This is a genomic window from Variovorax sp. RTB1 (genome assembly GCF_035018765.1).
In the GTDB taxonomy this organism is placed as follows: Bacteria; Pseudomonadota; Gammaproteobacteria; order Burkholderiales; family Burkholderiaceae_C; genus Variovorax.
Map to the genome: position 1 here is coordinate 1 of NZ_JASJXG010000072.1, position 18,097 is coordinate 18,097.

The window sequence follows — 18,097 nt, forward strand, 5'->3', positions numbered from 1 at the left end:
ACCGCCGTGCCGGTCACGTTCGCCGGAATGGCGGTCACGTTGCCGGAATCACCGGTCACGTTCGACCGGAATACTCACTTGGGGGGCGCGGTCGCTGCAGTGATCACGCAAGCGTCGAAGATGGAGACAGAGCGCCGGGCGTTGCTTGCACAGTCAATCACCCTTCCTGCGGGCGCTGAAGCAGACGACGCCTTCATGGAGGCTCTTAAGCGTCTGTTGGAAGGAAAGTCGGCCTTTGCACTTCCCTTCGGCAAGGCCGATGCGCGCAAGACTGTCGCGGCGGTCCGACTGGTTGACGCCGCGCCTGAGAACACCGCTGAATGGAAAACTGTTGCTCAGTTGGTTCGCTGGCGGGTCGAGACCAAGCGCCTGCTCATTCGTTGGAATACCGTCGCCACGGAATTCGGTCTTGGAACTGCAACGACAGACCTAGAAGCTGGTGCTCGGCAGCTTTCCAGTTGGTCGCAGGCAACTGCGAGCGCGCGAAAGTTGAGCAAGGACTTCGACCAGCCACTTCCGAATGTTATTGCTGCTGCGTTCGGGATGGAAGTGCTCAACCAATTCCTCGAGAACAAGGCGGAGACCCTTAAGCGTATTCAAGACGCGCTCGCGGCACATCTTGCCAAGGGCAAGCTCGCATATGCCCGCGGGAAGGTTGATGGTTATCTGGCGATCCTCGACGGACATTCAGGCGAAGTCGTCAACGACCTCGAGTCGTTTCTTCGTCGGCTGGGCATCGGTGAAGAGCTGGCTCTTGAGCGAGAGTGGCATCAGCTCCAGCAAGAGCTGAAAGCTCTGAATTCGCTCAGCTCGGATTTCGCGGTCATCAGGCAGGTAACCACTGCAATTGAGAACGCTGGCGCTCCCCGCTGGTGTGCGCGCTTGCGCAATGAAGCCGTGATGGGCGACGCAGATCCACATTGCCCTTCGACCTGGCATGCCGCTTGGAACTGGCGACATGCATTCCTGTTCCTTGAGCGGATCGATGGCCATCACCGAATGCGGAAGTTGTTCGAGCAGCGCAAGCAACTCACGACTGCTTTGTCGCGAACCTACCAAGAGCTTGTCGCAGAGCGTACTTGGCTCGGTGTCTACCAAAACTCCCCCGAGAGCATCAGACAAGCCCTGCAGGCTTACCTGAACGCCGTGCAATCGATGGGGACTGGCAAGGGTATACGTGCCATCAGGCATCGCAAGACCGCCCGTGAGGCAATGCGCCGCGCGTACCAAGCGGTCCCTTGCTGGGTTTTGCCCCAGTGGCGCGTGTCTGAGACGCTGCCGTCCGAGGTGGGCCTGTTCGATCTGGTCGTGATCGATGAAGCGTCCCAATCGGACATCTGGGCGCTTCCAGCGCTGCTGCGTGGCAAGAAGCTGCTGGTTGTCGGGGATGACAAGCAGGTATCGCCTTCTGCGGTAGGTATGGCTGAAGAGAAGATCAAGGACATCAGCCGGCGGTTCTTGGCCGAACAGCCCTTCGGTTCAGAGATGACGCCGGACAAGTCGATCTACGACTTGGCTCGGGTGGTCTTTGCCGGCAACTCGGTCATGCTCAAGGAGCATTTCCGATGTGTGCCCGCCATCATCGAATTCTCGAACAGGGAGTTCTACAACAATGGCATTCGCCCGCTGCGTCTAGCGAAAGCGACAGAGCGCCTTGACCCTCCGCTCATTGACGTCTATGTCAAGGGCGGGTTTCGCAATGGCGACGTCAACGAGCCCGAAGCCCTCGCGATCGTCAACGAGATCGAGGACATCCTGGCCAACCCGGACATGTCAGGACGCACGATCGGCGTCGTCACACTCCTGGGCAGCGCGCAGGCAGCGCACATTCATGGCCTGGTTCACGCCCGGATCTCACCAGTCGACATCATTGCTCGCAAGATCGCTGTCGGGCCGCCGCCCGTCTTTCAGGGCCGTGAGAGAGACATCATGCTCGTCTCAATGGTGTTGGCACCTGGAAGCAAAGCAGCCGCGTCACGAGCGGAGATCGAGCAGCGCTTCAACGTGGCGCTTTCCCGCGCGCGCGACCGCGTGTACCTGTTTCGCTCGACCCATGAAGCGGATTACGGCGCTTCGACCCTTAATGCAAAGCTCATCCGGCACTTCCGGCAGCCGTTTACGCAAGACGCCCGCCTAGTACAGGATCTCAGAGACCGCTGCGAGTCAGGCTTTGAGCGTGAGATGTTTGATTCGCTAGTGCAGCATGGTTACCGCGTCCAGCCACAGGTCCCCTGCGGTGGCTACCGCATCGACTTCGTTGTAGAAGGGAGCGAAGGACGCAGACTCGCTATCGAATGCGACGGCGATCAATTCCACGGCCCTGGTCAGTGGAGCGACGACATGACACGCCAGCGCGTGCTGGAGCGCGCCGGATGGACTTTCTGGCGGTGCTTCGCTTCGAGTTTTGCGCGCCGGAAGGAAGAGGTACTTGCTGATCTCCTCAAAACATTGGAAGAACTCGGTATTGAGCCCCTAGGCTCAGAGTCCGTCGATAACACGGTGTGGACGCTCAGCAAAACCGCAGATCCACTAGGCATCGACACTGAAGAAGAGGCGGCAAACGACGACGATGCTGCAGCAGCGGAGCTAAGCAAGGCTGAGGACATTGGCGATGAAGAGGTGCCGGCATGACTCGCCCGCTGATGCAACTCGGGATGGACTCGCTTGTGCGGTACTTCAGCGAGTGTCAGAACGATGACCAGCGGCTCCTCGTTCTTATGGATGAGCTTTCAAATCGCCAGACACAGAGAGCGCGTGATTTGCTGAAACGGGCAACCAGCGCCCACGCGGCTCTGGGTGAAAGAGTGAGTCCACCGCCCGTGGCTGACCACGAACCGACGCGCACTTCTAGTTCAAAGCAACTGGACTTGGTACCGCTGGACTCGGGCACGGTCAACATTCCAGTTTTTCTTGAGAAGCTCCCGCCCGTCATCACGTTGCCGAATCCCGAGCCCTCGCCAAAACCTCGACAAGCCACTTCTCGGTTCGTCTTGCCGAGTCGCGAGCCAACGCTCACGCTTTCTCAAGCCGTTGCTGCACTGAAGCTCAAAGACAACGTCTCTTGGGCGGTGGTGGAAGAAGCAAGAAGAAAAATTGTTGCTCAGTCATGTCCGACGCTGCTGCCGAACACCTCTCCGTCTGTAGCCCAGAGCCGTCTGGAAGATGCTGCGCGGGCGAATGATGCTTACGAAGTGCTACGGCGGTCTCGCCACTTCTTTCCATCGGGCAGCGCAACTCTGAAGTGAGAAGCTGTTTGCAGTCGCTCGATGGTTTCATGGCGGCTCCCACGGTATCGGAGTAGACGTTGCGACGGCGCCTGTGCCTGATGGAACTAGCCGATGCGCAGCAGAACATTTGGATTTGGCTAGGAATCGCTCTCGTTTAAAGACCCCAAGGCCGTCGGACCGGCCTTGGCGCTTACACCTGCGATGCGTCCGTGTCCTTCGGCGGAACCGTCTGTTCTTGAACGGCACGGGGCACGCGACGCACCGAATCGATGATCATGGCCCGGTGCGTCGTCACCTCGTACACGATCGGTCCCGACTCTTCGTCCCTTACCAAGTTGCGGTACTGGGCCAGCACGTTGGCTTCACGAGCGGTCAGCCCGCTTGGGTGCATGTACTGGTCCAGCAGCTGCAGGTGCTCTGGTGCGCGTTCGCGCAGCGCGTGACGCAGGAGGTCTCCCGGGTCGAACTCCAGGGCGATGGCGAGCTTGGGGATGTTGTCCAGTCCGAGTTGCCTTGAACTTTTCTTGATCGCTGCGAGACTGAAACCGGACGTCGCGCCGACCTGCTTGTCCACCTCATCATCGCTGAGCCCGAGCTCTTCTTGCCTGGCTGTGATGCGTTCCATGAAGGAAGCCGTTACCTGAGATCTTTGAACAGTCATTTGCTCTACCTATTTAGCGAGCGGTCGCGGGTTGCAACCTCTCGTTTTGTTTATAGATAGCGGCGAGCAACTTCTGCTCGGAAACCGGATGGATCTTGATTTGAGTCGGTGGTCCGTTGCGGTTAGTGGCCCGCCGATTACTGCAGGTACCAGTGGTCCGGAATAGGGAAACAACGATTATCTTGCGGTGTCATCCAACGGGTTTTGCGGCTCAATAGCGCATTTTCTTGCGGTTCGGCCGCTAAACCGATTTAGATATGCAGGTACAAGCACAATAGCAGCGATAAAGCCTGTAAGTCATTGTTATCAAACGATATTTCTTCGTGTGCGCCGGCTCTCAACATCAGCTTCTTGCGCACGATTGAGCTGACAGGGTGCGGTTTTTGCGCGGCCGTTTGCAGTTTTTTGCGCAAGTATTACCAAGGGCGGACAAAATCCGACAGCCGCAGACCCTGCGCCAGTCCAGCCGTAGCAGCTGCCATTCGGCGTGCTGGGTCAAGCACGTTCTCCCCCATGCCTAGCAGCGACTCCTCGTCCGGCACGATCACCTCCACCAGGCTGCCAACTTCCCGCAGCCGATCCACCTCGGCACGCAGATGCCCGCTGACCGGGTTGCCCTCGCTGTAGCCCAAAGGCGCAAGCACCATGACGCATCGCGCACCTGTGGTCACCCAGGCGTTTGTCATGGAGAAGATGCCGCCATCCATGTATGTGGCGTCCTGCAGGGGCACGGGCGGCCAAGTGCCGGGTACAGCGCAGCTGGCCGCCACCGCGTCGACCAGGTCGACGCCACTGGTCTTGTCAAACACCCGAGGTTCACTGGAGATCACATCCACGGCGACGACCTTGAGTGCTCGTTCTGGCCAAGCTGTAAACAGCATCCGGGACGCAATGATCTCGCGGCGTTCCGCAAGTGACGGTGTCGTGCTTCGCAAGGCATAGGAGCCGATGCGCTGACGGGCCTTGGTTAGATCGTTCCCAACCTTTTGCATCAGCAGCACGTTCTGCGCATCGGCGGCCGCTTGCGAGTACGGCCTGAACTGCTCCACCGAATCTGCCGGTGGAGATAGTTGCTGCATCAGCAGTTGCTCGACATCCAGGCCGCCCGCCAATTGGGCGCCGGCGACTGAACCTGCCGAGGTGCCAACAAAGAGATCTGCGTCCTGAAGGATCACGCCGCCGCGTGCAAGTCCTGCGATCACACCGATCTCCCAGGCGATGCCCGCCACGCCACCGCCGCCCAACACGAGGCATCGGTCAGGCGACAGCGCGCCGCCTGGCAGCACGTCCATCTAAATAATCCCCTGCGCCACCAGCTCGCGCTGCTCGTCAGCCGTCAGGCCCAGCATGCCGCCGTAGATTTCCGCGTTGTGCTGCCCCAGGTCGGGAGCCGCCTCGATCGGCTTGCTCGGCATGTTGGAGAACTTCGGGAACACACCGGCCATCTTCACCGGTCCGATCCGAGGGTGGTCGACGCTGGCGATGCTCTCGCGTGCCGCGTAGTGCGGGTCCTTCATGATGTCGTCGATGCTGTAGATGAAGGAATAGGCGAGCTTCGCGTCGTCGAGGCTCTTGCAGAGGGATTCAACGGGCTGGCCCTCGATCCAGTCGGCAACTACGCGATTGAGTTCGTCGACATGTTCCCAGCGCTTCGAGTGACTGGCGTTGCGCGGATCTTCCGCAAGGTCAGGTCTGCCCATTGCGGCACAGAGGCGCTGGAAGCCCGCATCGGCCGATACGGTCAGGATCACATAGCGGCCATCGCTGGTTCTGAAATGCTCACCTGGTGCTGCGGCGAAATGCTTGTTGCCGCGGCGCTCGCGCACCACGCCGAGGCGGTCGTATTCCGGCACGAGCACTTCGGTGAAGCGGATCACCGACTCGTACATGGACAGGTCGATCTCCTGCCCCCCACCACCGCGCAGGTCGCGATGGTAGATCGCCATCATTAGACCGAAGGCACCCAGGATCGCGGTCTGGTAGTCGGCGGTCGACGTCCCGCTGCGCACGGGCGGGCGGTCCGCGTAGCCGGTGATGCCCATCAGCCCACCGAACGCGAGACCGATGCGGTCATAGCCGGCGCGCTCGCGGTACGGGCCGGTCTGCCCGAAACCCGAGACCCGCAACATGATCAGGTCGGGGTTGTGCTTTTTCAGCTCCTCGTAGCCGACGTTCCACTGCTCGAGCGTGCCCGGCCGGAAGTTCTCCACCACTGCGTCGGCGTCTTTCACCAGCTTGCACAGCAGCGCCTGGCCCTCGGGCTCGCGCAGGTTCAGCGTGATGGACTTCTTGTTGCGTGCCTCCACGCTCCAGTACAGGCATTCACCGTCGACGAAGGGGCCGAGGTCTCGTACCGTGTCGCCGCGGTCGGGCACTTCGACCTTGATCACTTCCGCCCCGAAATCGGCGAACAGAGTGCAGGCCACCGGTCCGGCGACCATCGTCCCAAGGTCCAGGATGCGCAAGCCGCTGAGCATGTGCGGACCGGGCGCCGCGTGTCGTGGAGCGTTCATCGCTGCGTCTCCTCGGCCACTGCCGCGGTCTGCTCAGGCTCACGTCGCTGAGCGGTTGTGCGAACGCGGTAGTCGGACAGATCGGCCTTCTGCGCCATGTGCCAGTAGTCGTCGTTGCGGAACGGCGTCGTCGCCACCACGCGGCCCTGCGCGTTGCGGTACCAGTTGCTCATGCCCTTGTGTGTCCAGATCATCCGGCTGTGGGCGTCCTGCACACGCACGTTATAGGCGTCGTGACGGTCGCGTCGCACCTCGATCTCGAAGCGCTGCTTGTTCTGCGCCATGGCCTGTCGGAGCAGGTTGAGGATGTAGCTCATTTGCGTTTCCATCAGCGTCACGACGCTGCCGCCATGACCGAGCGCAGTGTTGGGACCGGCGAGCATGAAGAAGTTCGGGAAGTCGGGCATGACGACGCCCATGAAGGCTTCGGCCCCGTGCGCGTCCCACACCTCGCGCACCGACTTGCCAGCGCGGCCGAAGAGCTTGAACGACGCGAGCATGTTGATCGCATCGAAGCCAGTGGCGATCACCAGGATGTCCGCTTCATGACGCTCGCCCTTGTCGGTGACGATTTCGGTCTCGGTCACTTCGGCGATGCTGCCAGTGACGAGCGTCACGTGGTCCCGCGCCATGGTGCGATACCAGCCGTTGTCCATCAGCATCCGCTTGCCGAACGGCGGGTAGTCGGGCAGCACGTCCGGCAGCAACTCCTGGCGCGCACCCAGCTCTTCCTTGATGTAGTTGGTGAAGTGCTCGCGATGCCGGTCGTTGGTCTTGTTGATGGACCTGTCTGGATGCGGCCACTGCGGGTCGATCTGAAGCGAACCGTGAATGCGGTCGTTGAAGATCCAGGCCAGGCGCTGCCGGTACCACGCCTGGTAGTACGGGACCTCGCGCAGCAGGAACCGGGCGGCCTCGGCCACAGGTTGCTGGAACTTCTCGAAGGGAGCGGCCCACTGCTTGGACCTCTGGAAGACCGTGAGGGACTTCACCTTGTTGGCGATGGCCGGCACCACCTGCATGGCGCTCGCGCCGTTGCCGATCACCGCAACCTTTTTGCCCGACACATCCAACCCTTCTGGCCAGCGTGCGGTGTGGAAACAGGCGCCCTTGAACTTGTCGAGGCCCTTGATGGCCGGCATTTTTGGGACGTTGAGCAGACCGACCGCGCCGATGACCAGATCGGCCTGCAGGGCCTCAGCATTACCGGCCGCATCCGTCGTCTGGACGGTCCAGCGCATCGTGGATTCGTCATAGCGGGCTGATTCGACACGGGTGTTGAAGCGGATGTTCTGACGCACTGCGAAACGGTCAGCAACCCCTTCAAAGTAATCCTGGATTTCGCCTTGCAGCGCGAAGTAACGCGACCAGTCGTGCTTTGCGAACGAGTAGGAGTAGATGTGGTTCGGGGTGTCGACGCCTGCGCCTGGATATCGGTTCTCGTACCAGGTACCGCCAACCTCAGCGTTCTTCTCGATCAGCACATAAGGGATGCCTGCGCCCTGCAATCGAATGGCAGCGCACAGCCCGGCCACGCCGGCCCCGATCACGACGACCTTGTAGCCTTCCGGCACGGCGAACCGGCCCACCTGGTCGATGGCGAAATCCGGTTCCACACCCAGCCCTGCGGCGACCATGGGTCCATACAAGTCGGGCACGGGCTCGCCGATGCTGGTACGCAGCATGTCGACGCAATCCGTGTGCAACGGTGCCGGCAGCACAGGTGCCTCGCCTCGCTTCCACTGAACGACTGCGGTTCGTGCCGCATCGCGGATTTCCTCCTGAACGGCCTCGTCGAGACCGCCCGAATCGTTGTCATCCAGGCCGCGGATGCGCGAGCATTGGTAACGCTCGGACAGCCAGCGCTTGTCGCCAGTCAGATGCGTCAGGACCATCAGCAGCGTGGGTACGTTGGCCGTCGGCAAGGAGTCGACGAGGGCCTGCTCCCAGGCGGCGTCGGGAGCATGAAGATTGGTTTGGGTCATCAGGTGCTTTCAAATTCACGCGACGACGCCTCACGGCGCAAACAACTGCTGCCGTCCGGAGGACTGTCGCTGGTGAGGAGGCCGCGGCGGGCGGCCTCGAGGGTTACTGCGCGGCGATGCCGGAGGTTTTGACGACCTCGCCCCACTTGGCGTACTCGGTGTGGATGGTCTGGTCGAACGCCTGGGGTGTGCCGGTGCTCGGCTCGAATCCGAGCAGCGTGAGCTTCTCGTTGATGGCCGGCATGGCCATGATGGTGCGCAGCTGCGTGTTCAGCTTGGCGACGATGTCCTTCGGTGTGCCCTTGGGCGCGACGATGCCGACCCAGCCCACCGCCTCGTATCCGGGAACACCGGCCTCTGCGACGGTCGGCACGTCGGGCAGCACGGATGAGCGTTTGCTGTCGAGCACCGCGACCGCCTTCAGCTTGCCGGCCTTGATGTTGGCCTGCTGAGCGCCGATGGTGTCCACCATGATCGGCACGCGGCCGGCCATCACGTCCATGGCAGCCTGGCCGCCGCCGGGGTAGGTGACGGAGCCGATCTTCACGCCTGCCTTGGCATTGAACAGCTGCATCGCCAGCTCGAACGCCTGCGCGCCGGAAGCGAACATCAGCTCGCCCGGCTTGTCCTTCGCTTCCTTGACGAACCCGCGCACCGTCGGATCGGCGACAGACGGAGATGCCAGCATCACCATTGGCGCTTTGGCCACCATGCTGATCGGCTCAAAGGCAGTCAGCGGGTCATACGGTGTGTTCTTCTGAAGGTGCGGTCCGGTCACCATGGTGCCGCTCACGGCCACGCCCAGAACGTAGCCATCGGGCGGGCTGGTGGCAACGACGTTCAATCCCAGCATGCCGCCGACACCGGGCCGGTTCTCCACGATGACCGGCTTGCCGTTCATGTTGCTGAGCTCGTTGGCGATCAGGCGCCCGATCACGTCGGACGCACCGCCTGCGGTGTAGCCGACGATCAGGCGGGTGGTCTTGGCCGGGTAGGTGTCTGCCATTGCCGGCGCGGCAATCACGGACGCCAGAACAACGAGGCCGGTTAGGAATGATTTCATTTTTTGTCTCCGTATGAATGCGGTTGTTAGGGTTGATTTCATCGGATGCCTCATCACATGGCAATCACATTCAGCTCAAACATTTACTATGTGAATTTTGAGAACCCAGTAGCGCATGCAGACGAAGACCAAGGGAGCGCAGACTGTATTTCGTGCTTTGACCTTGCTTCAGCACGTGGCGCGGTTGCACCCGCAAGGGGTGACCATCGGCGCTCTCGCTGACGAAGCAACGCTGGATCGCGCCACGGCCTACCGGCTCGTATCCAGCCTGGTCGAGGCCGGCTTCGTCGAGCGCGATGCGCGCAAGGTTTACCGGTTGGGTCTTCAGGCCATGCAACTGGGACTGGCCGCCATGAATCAGGCACCGCTATTGGAGGCATGCCGCCCGGTGATGCAGCGGCTGGCGCGGCGTACCGAGGACACGGTGTTCCTGGTGGTGCGCAATGGCGACTATGCCCATTGCCTGCACTGCGAGGAAGGCGCCTTTCCGGTGAAGGCCATGGTGCTGCAGATCGGCGGCATGCGGGTGCTGGGCATCGGCTCGGCCGGCATGACCTTGCTTTCGCGGCTGGAAGACGATCAGATCGAGTCGCTGTACGCGCGCCACCGTGACGAGTTCGAGCCCGGTGGGCCGACCCTGCCGCAGCTCAAGCGGCACGTGGCTCAGACGCGCAAGCAAGGGTGTGCGATGACGGATGGGTTGGTGACGGAAGGCGTGGGCGGAGTGGGAATGAGCTTCGAGATCACCAGCGGCGGCCACGCTGCGATCAGCATTGCGGCGATCTCGAGCAGGGTGCCGGCCGAGCGCAAGCGCTGGATCGCACAGCTGATATCTGAAGAGGTGCGGTCAGCAGGCTTCAACCCGACCGCCTAGCGATCAACGCTCGCAGTCGAGCGCGTGGTCGATATTCGGGTCTCGGCCACCTATAAGCACTCTCGTCCAGGCGCCAGAAAAAACGGCGGCAAGGGCCTCGATCCGCTTCATTCGGCTGCAGGGGGTACAAGGTCATCAGGCTCACCGCAAGGCGCGCAGGCTTGACGGCGCGTCCTAGAGCCTTATGAATACCTAGCCGTATGCAAAATGGCCTTCGGATCGACCAGCAAATTGCTGGTGCGCTATCCCACTTGCCCCACATCGGCTGAGCGCAAAATTGGTATGGTTGCCGAAGGTATCGAATACCCAACCTGAGCGCGCTAGCAAGCTCGACACCACGGCTGCCCCAGCGAAGGACCTGCGCCGCAACCACGGTGGTCAGGCGCGTTGTCTATCAGCGGGACTGGGTCTGCTCGATACCGTCCGAAATCGAACGAAAATTTTCTTCTCGGGCAAAACGTTTTTTGCTTTAGATTGCCGCGGGGCTGGATTCCATTGCTTCCAATCGTTCTGCGACCAAGCGCACCTTGACAGACGTGGCTTCAAATTGAGCTTTTGCTGCGGCGTTCCCGGCAATCATTTCCATCAACGTTTCGTGTGTGGCTTCAGTGGAAACACAGCGCCGCAACAATGCGATCAACTCCTCCGCGGGCGCCGTTGGCAAGAAGCCGCGTACCACGGCGATGCTTCGTTCGCTCAGTGCTACACCACTCTCGTGAACTGCGAGAACCTCTCTGTTCGATGTGAACATGTCTCTTTGCAACTTCACGCTCAGCAGCGTGCACACCATCACCTCACGCTGGAGGCCAACGATAGTTTTGTACTGAGCCAGGCATTGGGCTCGTTCAACGTTTTTTTCTGCTTTGGTCATGTGAAACTTTCGTATGCGGAGTCTTGCTCCGCTGGGATTAGGAAAAAAGGTTGAACGCATTGCCGTTCTGCTGAGCCGAGACGATTTCTGTACGTGGTTTCATGTAGTTGCTCCTGTTGGTTGAAGCACTTATTGGCGCAGCAGGTTCTAGGTTTCTGCCAAGAAACGTTGCGCTGTTTTTAGGGCCGTGACGGCATTTTTTAGCGCCTGGCTACCTTGGCACCGTTTCTACGAATTGCGCTTATACGAGGCTTATCGGGCCGTCAGGCCCGTCTCACATGCTGTTCTTCCGCGTCAGCGGGGCAGAAAAGCTGTCATGTCTTTTCGCCCTGGCTTTCGCCCCTAATCATGAAAACCGGTTTTTGATGCATCGAACGCGATACTTCTACGATTACAGCGGTACTCAACACAGGTCGGAAGCCATCGCCAACTCGGTGGGGCCGCAGTATCTGATCCACGCTGCGAACATGACGTTTGAAGTTGGGAGGCTGCACGTGCCTGGGCTGCAGCGACCGGGGTTCCTGCAACTTCTAGGTCGTCTTGGACCTGGGGACGTCCTCTCCTGCCGAGGCTTGTCAGCACTCGGCTGCAGCGCGGCCGATGTTTTGCTCACGTTGGAAACTTTGTGGGCGCGGAAAATCGAGACCCACTGTCGCACGTTGAATCCAATAATCCTGGAAGTTCATTACAGGACAGCCTTCGCGATGCTTCGGGCGTTGGCAAAACTTGATCAAGACATGCGAAGCGATCGTGCGACCGGGAGCCTGGAGCAGGCGAGGCTCGGTGGCGTGAAGCTGGGCCGACCCGCCGCTGCCGCGCTACGCGATCCAGCAGCGGTCACCGAGGCTCTACGACTCGTCGATCTGGGCGAAACGCTAACGGCAGTAGCCGCGCGCTTCGGTGTGCACCGACGGTCAATACAAAGGTTGATTGCAGCACGCCTCGAAGTTGGGCGGTAGCTGCAAGGTTAGCGGCAGCCCATAGTGAACCATGCCGCATTAGCTGGCGACGTTGGCGGCTAGTTAGCGTCGACTACGATGAAGGTCGTCAGCTTGTTGCCTGCCAGTTTCCGGCAATGCTTGATCAGGCCGACTTCATGCTCGCGTAACGCGAGAGGGTTCACGATCTGCTCGATCATCTCGTACAGGCCGGGCGTCGTCTCGGCCATCGCCAGCTGCAGAACTACTTGTGCATCGACGCACAGGACCTTGGCGAGCGCAGGCACCTTGATCAGCGGGAGGCGCATCGTCCCGTTCTTGATTAGTGTGACCACATTGCTCTGCTGGTAGTCGAGCGCCATTGCCAGATATTCATCGGAGAACCCGAGATGGGCCTGATGGGCTTCGACGAGCGAACCGATGGAGGTGAAGGTTGTATTCATGAATTGCTTTCGGTGACTGCGACATGCAGACCTTCATGATTCCCCTCAGGTGTCGGACCCAACCAAACTTACTGAGCTTGATGCGATAACGTCCACCAGTGATCCAGCGGCGGTACCGCTTGCTATCAACGAACGGCACCGCCGACCTTTTCCGACCCTCAAAGCACATACTGACGCATCCACTCCGGGGCTAACTATGGCTGCGATCCTTGATGTTGGCGCTGCATCTCAACCACTGACTTGCGTCGCCGAATACCTGCGGATGTCCACCGACCGGCAGTCGTTCTCGATCGGTCACCAAGCCGCTGCCACGCAGCGCTATGCCGAAGACCATGCGATGCGGATTGTCAGACGCTATGTTGACGAGGGCAAAAGCGGACTGGACGCTTCCGGCCGCAACGGGTTCCTGGAGCTTCTCATCGACGTTCAGCGCGGTGACGCTGTCTTCACGGCCGTGCTGGTATACGACATCAGTCGATGGGGTCGCTTCCAGGATCTCGACGAGAGCGCGCACTACGAATACATGTGCAAGCGCGCGGGCATACGGGTCATCTACTGCACTGAATCTTTTGAAAATGACGGCAGCCCTACTGCCGCGTTGTTGAAGAATCTGCGTCGATATATGGACGGCGAGTACAGCCGGGTGCTTTCGGAGAAAGTGTTCGCAGCGCAGAGCCGGCTGGCAGCCATGGGGTTCTTTCAAGGCGGGCCGCCCGGCTATGGCCTGCGGCGCCAGGTGGTCGACGTGCGCGGCAATCGCAAACAGCTCCTCGCACCCGGCGAGCGCAAGGGATTGCTGGATGATCGTGTCGTGCTGGTCAAAGGCCCTCTCAGGGAGATTCGCACCATCCGGTGGATCTATGCTGCTTTTACGGAACGCCTCGAGTCGGAAGAAGCGATCGCAGCCGCCTTGAACGTCACCGGTTCGCTTGATCATCTCGGGCAGCCCTGGAGCCGCCAGGCCGTGCACCGGGTTCTCACCAACGAGCGCTATCTGGGCAAGAACACGTTCAACCGGCGCTCCTTCAAGCTGAGGAAGAGCGACACGCGCAACGACCCAGCACTTTGGATCCATGCCGAGAAGCTCTTCACGCCGCTGATCGAACCCGCTGTGTTCGCGCTGGCCGCAGCGCGATTTGCACGTCTCAAGATCACCGACGAGCAGATGCTGCAAAAGCTCAGAGACCTGCATGCCCGTGTCGGCAAACTTACCGGCGCCGTGATCGACCAGCAAACGGACATGCCGTGCTCTGCCACCTACCGGGTCCACTTCGGCAAAATGCATTCGGCTTACCAGCGCGCAGGGATTTCGGGCGGCAAGCAGAGTGGCTGGGTCGAAGAGAACCGCCTGCTTCGCAACGAGCGCCGCAGTTTTGCGGATCGCCTGGCGCAACGAATGATCGCGAGCGGTGCACAAATCGAACATGCCGAAGGCTCACCCACCATGCGTGTGAACGCTTCCTGGACCCTTGGTGTCTTTCTGATGCGATGCCGGTTGCGGGCAGACGGCTTGCGTTTCTGGCACTTGCCCGATCTGCGCCAGCGGGAAGCCGATGTGACCGTGGTGGTGCGCATGGCCCCATGCAACCTGGTGGGGAAGGATTTTTATCTGCTGCCGCAAACACCGATCAAAACCACTTGGCAGCTCACTGCCGACGACTCGCCCACGCTCGAACCCTATCACTGCCAATCGCTGGAGATTTTGCGGACGCTCGCGTGGTTTGGACGGTAGGTTCGCTACGCCGCACAGACGCTTAGGGTCCAAGCCGAGGGCTGCAGTGAACTTCCTCACGGGCTCTGGAGTCTCTACTTTTCAAGGTGCGTTGCATAGCTGGTAGGAACTCGATCGATGATGGTCAAGCTGTAGGTGATTGGCACCAAGGTCCGCGGTTTGCGAGCAGATGCTTGCAGCGAAAAGCTGTGCCACAGTCTCAACCTTCCGTCCCTCGACCAAAATGCTCTCTTTTCCTGTTCAATCTGATCAGCTCGTTGAACGGGCTCTCGAACGGTCCGGGCAGTTGCATGAGGCGATGTCAGAGATATTGGCGCTGGCCTGCGACGACGTGGTACTGCTAAATCTGATGGGTACTAATGTTGGACTTGCCTCGGCCGGCCTATCGATGGAGCACGGCGATTCTGTGCTGACCCTAGTGGCGCGAGGCAATCCGAACACCGCGACGGCAATCCTTCGCATGCAGTTCGAGTCCATGCTTCGAGGCGCTTGGGCGATCTATGCCGCGACAGAGCAGGAGATTGAGGCGCTGGAACGTGAAATCACTATCGAGGCCGACGTCCAAGCACGCCAACTCGCTAGCTATAGCAAGATGTTCAAGGCACTGCGCAAGGAAGACTGCTCGGTACCGCACGCACTGTTGGACGAGCTGAGCCGGGTCGACGACGTTCTGCGCCACGGTCTCAATTCGTTCATCCATGGCGGCTTCCAGCCGCTGAAGCACCAAAGCGACGGCTTTCCTTTGCATTTGATGTTGCAGGTCATTGAAACCTCGAACGCGATCTCGACCATGACGTCAGCTCTGTTCGCGGTCTTAGTGGACGACGGCGGGATGCGAATGGCGCGCCTTAACGCAATGCTTATTGAGTTCCGGGACGTCCTTCCTGAAATGACGATCGTGTTGCAGAAATGAACCTGTCCCCCAAGCTCAGACGCAACAGCGTGTAGTAAGAAACCTGATCGGGCTGACGGCCCGGGGGCAGAAATTGAGAAAGCTAGGTACTGGGATTTGGAAGTTCAGCCGTCAGCTGATATGCCCAGACGCAGCCGTAAGAACCGAGTCCCAATGCGTCCCCAAGTTGCCTCTCGAAAGATGCGCGGTAAGCGGATGCGCCGTCCGAGCGACGGTCACATTTGCAAGTTCCGGAACCAACTCGCGCCAAGCAGCTTCACTCCGCACCAGGACAAACTTCGAGCCGATTTCCAGTTGGTGTAGCACTAGTTTGCGAGCTAGGCCCCGTGACGGCAGCCGCAACTTGGCGTCGAACGACTCAGACGCCCAAGGGCACATTTGCACCGCGAGCACGTGGTTGCTGACATGCTGGTCGCCAAGTTCATGACGGAGTTCGCGTAGACGGTCCCAAGTCCACTTTCCGTAACCCGACCGGTAGTCTGGCGCCAAGCTCTGCAGAGCCCATCCCTCCGTGGATGGCGGCGGGTTGTTAAAGGCATAGCCGGGCGAGGAATCGAAGCCGGGATTGGCCAGCAGCCAAGTCAGTGGCGCACCGATACGGCCCTCGTACGGCATCGGCTGAATCTCAGTGCGCAGACGAGTCGGTGCGACCGGGGATCGCCGCGTGTTGTACGCCTCGGCCATTTTTAGGTCGGCGCTGAAGTCGGTCTCAAAAAAACTTTGGGTGGGCATGGATACCGAGCTTGCTTGTTGACATCGCCACCGTGTTCTCTCGCCAGCTTCTCTGACGCTCCGGTTGCAGCATCACGACCGGCTACTTCAAGACCTCGACCGCCCACCGTGGAAGCTGCAAAGGTATTCCACGCCGCCTTCCCGATCAGTTGGCTTGGCGCGAATACGGATTTTGGTGCCGACAGGGTAGGCTTTTGAGAACTTCTTTGAACATTCGACGAACAGCGTCGTTGGCAGCTGATGACCAGCCACGGGTCGAATATGGACGTCACCGTGAAGCCCCGACGCAGCCGGCGGCTTGAAGCTCTCGACGACAACAAAGCGGCACGGCTCGTTTGGTTTCGCCATAAGGTTCCTTGTTATCTAGACAGCCGACGACGACCGCAAAGCTCCGCTGCTGCCGGCACGCAAGGTTAGACATGAAGATCAACAAGACGGCCAAAAAATCACTGCCGCATGCATGACGCCGACATTGCTAACCGTTCTTCTCAGGCATTGTTTTTTGGCAGATTGCCTCACTGGATCTCCCACCTTCCGTCAGGTACTGTCGTCAGGCATGCAATACGCTGCCAAGCCAATAGACATGCGGGTTTGCGCTGCATCGTTCCTCGGAGAAACCCCACCCCTCTGAAAGAGGGGTGAGGAATGCAACCAGTCAGTGCTGACTTTTAGGCTGTGCACGCCAAGCTAGTGTCCTGAAGCCGCATTGCTCGGTGAGCTTGAGCTTCATCTGATGCATGCTCTGACGAGTGATCGTTTCTCCGGTCATCCATCTCACTGCGCGCGCCGCGTCGGTCGGGCTACCGCGCGCAAGATCAAGCGCCTCGCAATAAATCAAGCGCTGAGCCACCTGCTCCTGAGTTAGCGGAAATTTTCGATCCTTTAGTCCTTCGACAGCCGGCTCATATTTCGCCTCGACTCGATTCCGGGCGCTCTGCCTCAGCGCCCCTGCGTCCCGGTCAATGAGCCCTTCCAATGCCAATTTATCGAACTTGCTAACGTTTAACCAGGCTAAGGTCTGCCAAGGAGTCTGAGTGCTGACCTTACCCCCTCCGGCTGACTGGACTGCGTTGACTCGCGCGAAGGCCGCCCAGGCTTGATCGTCATTCGCCAAAAAAACGCCACGCCATGCCACCTTCTTAGTCTGATGGGCAGGGCCAAGCTCGTGGCGAAGCCAAGCCAAGTCGATCCACCGGAGCAATAGCTTTCGTCGCAACGTTTCCCCTAGCGGGCCAGGGGTGCCATCGCTGTGCGGTGCGCGGGGAGGTGGTGGCAACGCTTTCACGAATTGAGGTGCTTGCCGCCAGCCCGGAGCGATTCCTCGCCGAGTGAATTCTTCGTTAATAACCCACAACACCGCGATAGCCTTATCCAGCCCGGTGGGCTGTTCGTGCCAGTGCGCATTTCTCGCTCGCAACTGTTGCGCTGTTTGACGCCGCAGCAAAAGGTCGAGACGCTGCCATTTCTCCGCTTGGCCAACTGAGACTTTCGCAAGGATCTTTATCGGATTGAATTCTCTTAGCAGCATGAGCACATTTCTCGGGCAAACCGATGGTGAAGCAGCCTCAAAGTACGAACTTGAAGTCAATCGCCTCAAGCAGCTTCTGTTTGTTCAGCAGTTCCAGTTGACCTTCGTATCCGCGCTGAACTTCGCTCACATGACCAACATGGCCCGTGATTTCACCGGCATCGAGGCGCGGCGAGGAATTTTTAGCACGGTGCAGCAATGTAGAACGGAACGCATGCATGCCAACAATCCGTTTGCCTGGAGTCTCATCACGCAACTCCATGCTTTCCAGCAGAGCGCAGAACCACTTTTCCGCGGCGGGCGAAGCCCTTTTTCGTGAAGGCTCCCACTCCGGAAAAAGACGCTTCACCCCTGCTGCCTGCATGCGCTTCAGATACACAAGGAAGCCAGCGTCCATCAGCATTTGATGAATCGGAACTTTGCGTTTTGAACTGTCCTTCTTGACCGTCTTGTCGATGCCATCATCACCGTCGGTCTCAGTCGTTATCCAGAAGTGCCAGATGCCGCTTTCCGATTCCTTTAACAAATCCAACTGCGGGTTGAATCGCCCCGGGATTCGTGGAGGCTGATTGGTTTAAGTCAGGCCGCCACCGTGGTGGCTTGACTGGCGAGTTGCC

At 59.8% G+C, this 18,097-nt stretch carries 17 protein-coding genes; 6 read left to right on the top strand and 11 right to left on the bottom strand.

From position 1 onward, the window contains the following. A partial coding sequence (locus QN397_RS24910; RefSeq protein ID WP_323502266.1) for an AAA domain-containing protein occupies positions 1–2,631 on the top strand: 2,631 nt, incomplete at its 5' end. Then, entirely contained in the window at positions 2,628–3,245 is a 618-nt protein-coding gene (locus QN397_RS24915; RefSeq protein WP_323502267.1) for a hypothetical protein, read from the top strand. The genes QN397_RS24910 and QN397_RS24915, both read left to right, overlap by 4 nt. Before the next feature lie 172 nt (positions 3,246–3,417). Here QN397_RS24915 and QN397_RS24920 read toward each other — a convergent pair whose 3' ends face one another. The 5 genes from QN397_RS24920 to QN397_RS24940 form a co-directional block, all read right to left on the bottom strand. Next, positions 3,418–3,852, bottom strand: coding sequence for a hypothetical protein (locus QN397_RS24920; protein WP_323502269.1), 435 nt, complete (start codon positions 3,850–3,852; stop codon positions 3,418–3,420). Positions 3,853–4,304: 452 nt separating this feature from the next. Further along, positions 4,305–5,180: a patatin-like phospholipase family protein gene (locus QN397_RS24925; protein ID WP_323502270.1), complete on the bottom strand. Its 876-nt coding sequence runs from the start codon at positions 5,178–5,180 to the stop codon at positions 4,305–4,307. Further along, positions 5,181–6,365, bottom strand: a complete 1,185-nt coding sequence (locus tag QN397_RS24930) for a CoA transferase (protein ID WP_323502272.1) — start codon at positions 6,363–6,365, stop codon at positions 5,181–5,183. Between the two features lie 32 nt (positions 6,366–6,397). Beyond that, the gene (locus tag QN397_RS24935) at positions 6,398–8,386 is read right to left on the bottom strand and encodes an NAD(P)/FAD-dependent oxidoreductase (protein WP_323502273.1); all 1,989 of its coding nucleotides are present in this window, start codon (positions 8,384–8,386) and stop codon (positions 6,398–6,400) included. Positions 8,387–8,489: 103 nt separating this feature from the next. Next, a complete protein-coding gene (locus QN397_RS24940) occupies positions 8,490–9,449 on the bottom strand; it encodes a Bug family tripartite tricarboxylate transporter substrate binding protein (RefSeq protein WP_323502274.1) in 960 nt (319 codons plus the stop codon). Between the two features lie 115 nt (positions 9,450–9,564). Here QN397_RS24940 and QN397_RS24945 point away from each other — a divergent pair, with 115 nt between their 5' ends. Beyond that, positions 9,565–10,323 (top strand): IclR family transcriptional regulator, encoded by a 759-nt coding sequence (locus tag QN397_RS24945; RefSeq protein WP_323502275.1) that lies wholly within the window; start codon positions 9,565–9,567, stop codon positions 10,321–10,323. A 469-nt stretch (positions 10,324–10,792) separates the two neighbouring features. Here the strand turns inward: QN397_RS24945 and QN397_RS24950 are convergent, their stop codons facing one another. Then, entirely contained in the window at positions 10,793–11,194 is a 402-nt protein-coding gene (locus QN397_RS24950; RefSeq protein WP_323502277.1) for a hypothetical protein, read from the bottom strand. Positions 11,195–11,472: 278 nt separating this feature from the next. Between QN397_RS24950 and QN397_RS24955 the strand changes: the two genes are divergently transcribed. Beyond that, complete coding sequence (locus QN397_RS24955; protein WP_323502278.1) at positions 11,473–12,153, top strand: recombinase family protein; 681 nt, start codon at positions 11,473–11,475, stop codon at positions 12,151–12,153. Positions 12,154–12,212: 59 nt separating this feature from the next. Here QN397_RS24955 and QN397_RS24960 read toward each other — a convergent pair whose 3' ends face one another. Beyond that, complete coding sequence (locus tag QN397_RS24960; protein ID WP_323502279.1) at positions 12,213–12,575, bottom strand: hypothetical protein; 363 nt, start codon at positions 12,573–12,575, stop codon at positions 12,213–12,215. 196 nt (positions 12,576–12,771) lie between these two features. Between QN397_RS24960 and QN397_RS24965 the strand changes: the two genes are divergently transcribed. Further along, positions 12,772–14,307: a recombinase family protein gene (locus tag QN397_RS24965; RefSeq protein ID WP_323502280.1), complete on the top strand. Its 1,536-nt coding sequence runs from the start codon at positions 12,772–12,774 to the stop codon at positions 14,305–14,307. Between the two features lie 223 nt (positions 14,308–14,530). Continuing rightward, positions 14,531–15,220, top strand: coding sequence for a DUF6988 family protein (locus QN397_RS24970; RefSeq protein ID WP_323499606.1), 690 nt, complete (start codon positions 14,531–14,533; stop codon positions 15,218–15,220). 111 nt (positions 15,221–15,331) lie between these two features. Here the strand turns inward: QN397_RS24970 and QN397_RS24975 are convergent, their stop codons facing one another. The 4 genes from QN397_RS24975 to QN397_RS24990 all read right to left on the bottom strand — a co-directional run bounded on the left by QN397_RS24975 (position 15,332) and on the right by QN397_RS24990 (position 18,012). Beyond that, a complete protein-coding gene (locus tag QN397_RS24975) occupies positions 15,332–15,952 on the bottom strand; it encodes a hypothetical protein (protein ID WP_323499607.1) in 621 nt (206 codons plus the stop codon). Between the two features lie 87 nt (positions 15,953–16,039). Beyond that, the gene (locus QN397_RS24980; protein WP_323499608.1) at positions 16,040–16,300 is read right to left on the bottom strand and encodes a hypothetical protein; all 261 of its coding nucleotides are present in this window, start codon (positions 16,298–16,300) and stop codon (positions 16,040–16,042) included. A gap of 307 nt (positions 16,301–16,607) precedes the next feature. Further along, the gene (locus QN397_RS24985; protein ID WP_323499609.1) at positions 16,608–17,480 is read right to left on the bottom strand and encodes a hypothetical protein; all 873 of its coding nucleotides are present in this window, start codon (positions 17,478–17,480) and stop codon (positions 16,608–16,610) included. 37 nt (positions 17,481–17,517) lie between these two features. Further along, complete coding sequence (locus tag QN397_RS24990; RefSeq protein WP_323502281.1) at positions 17,518–18,012, bottom strand: hypothetical protein; 495 nt, start codon at positions 18,010–18,012, stop codon at positions 17,518–17,520. Between the last annotated feature and the right edge of the window lie 85 nt (positions 18,013–18,097).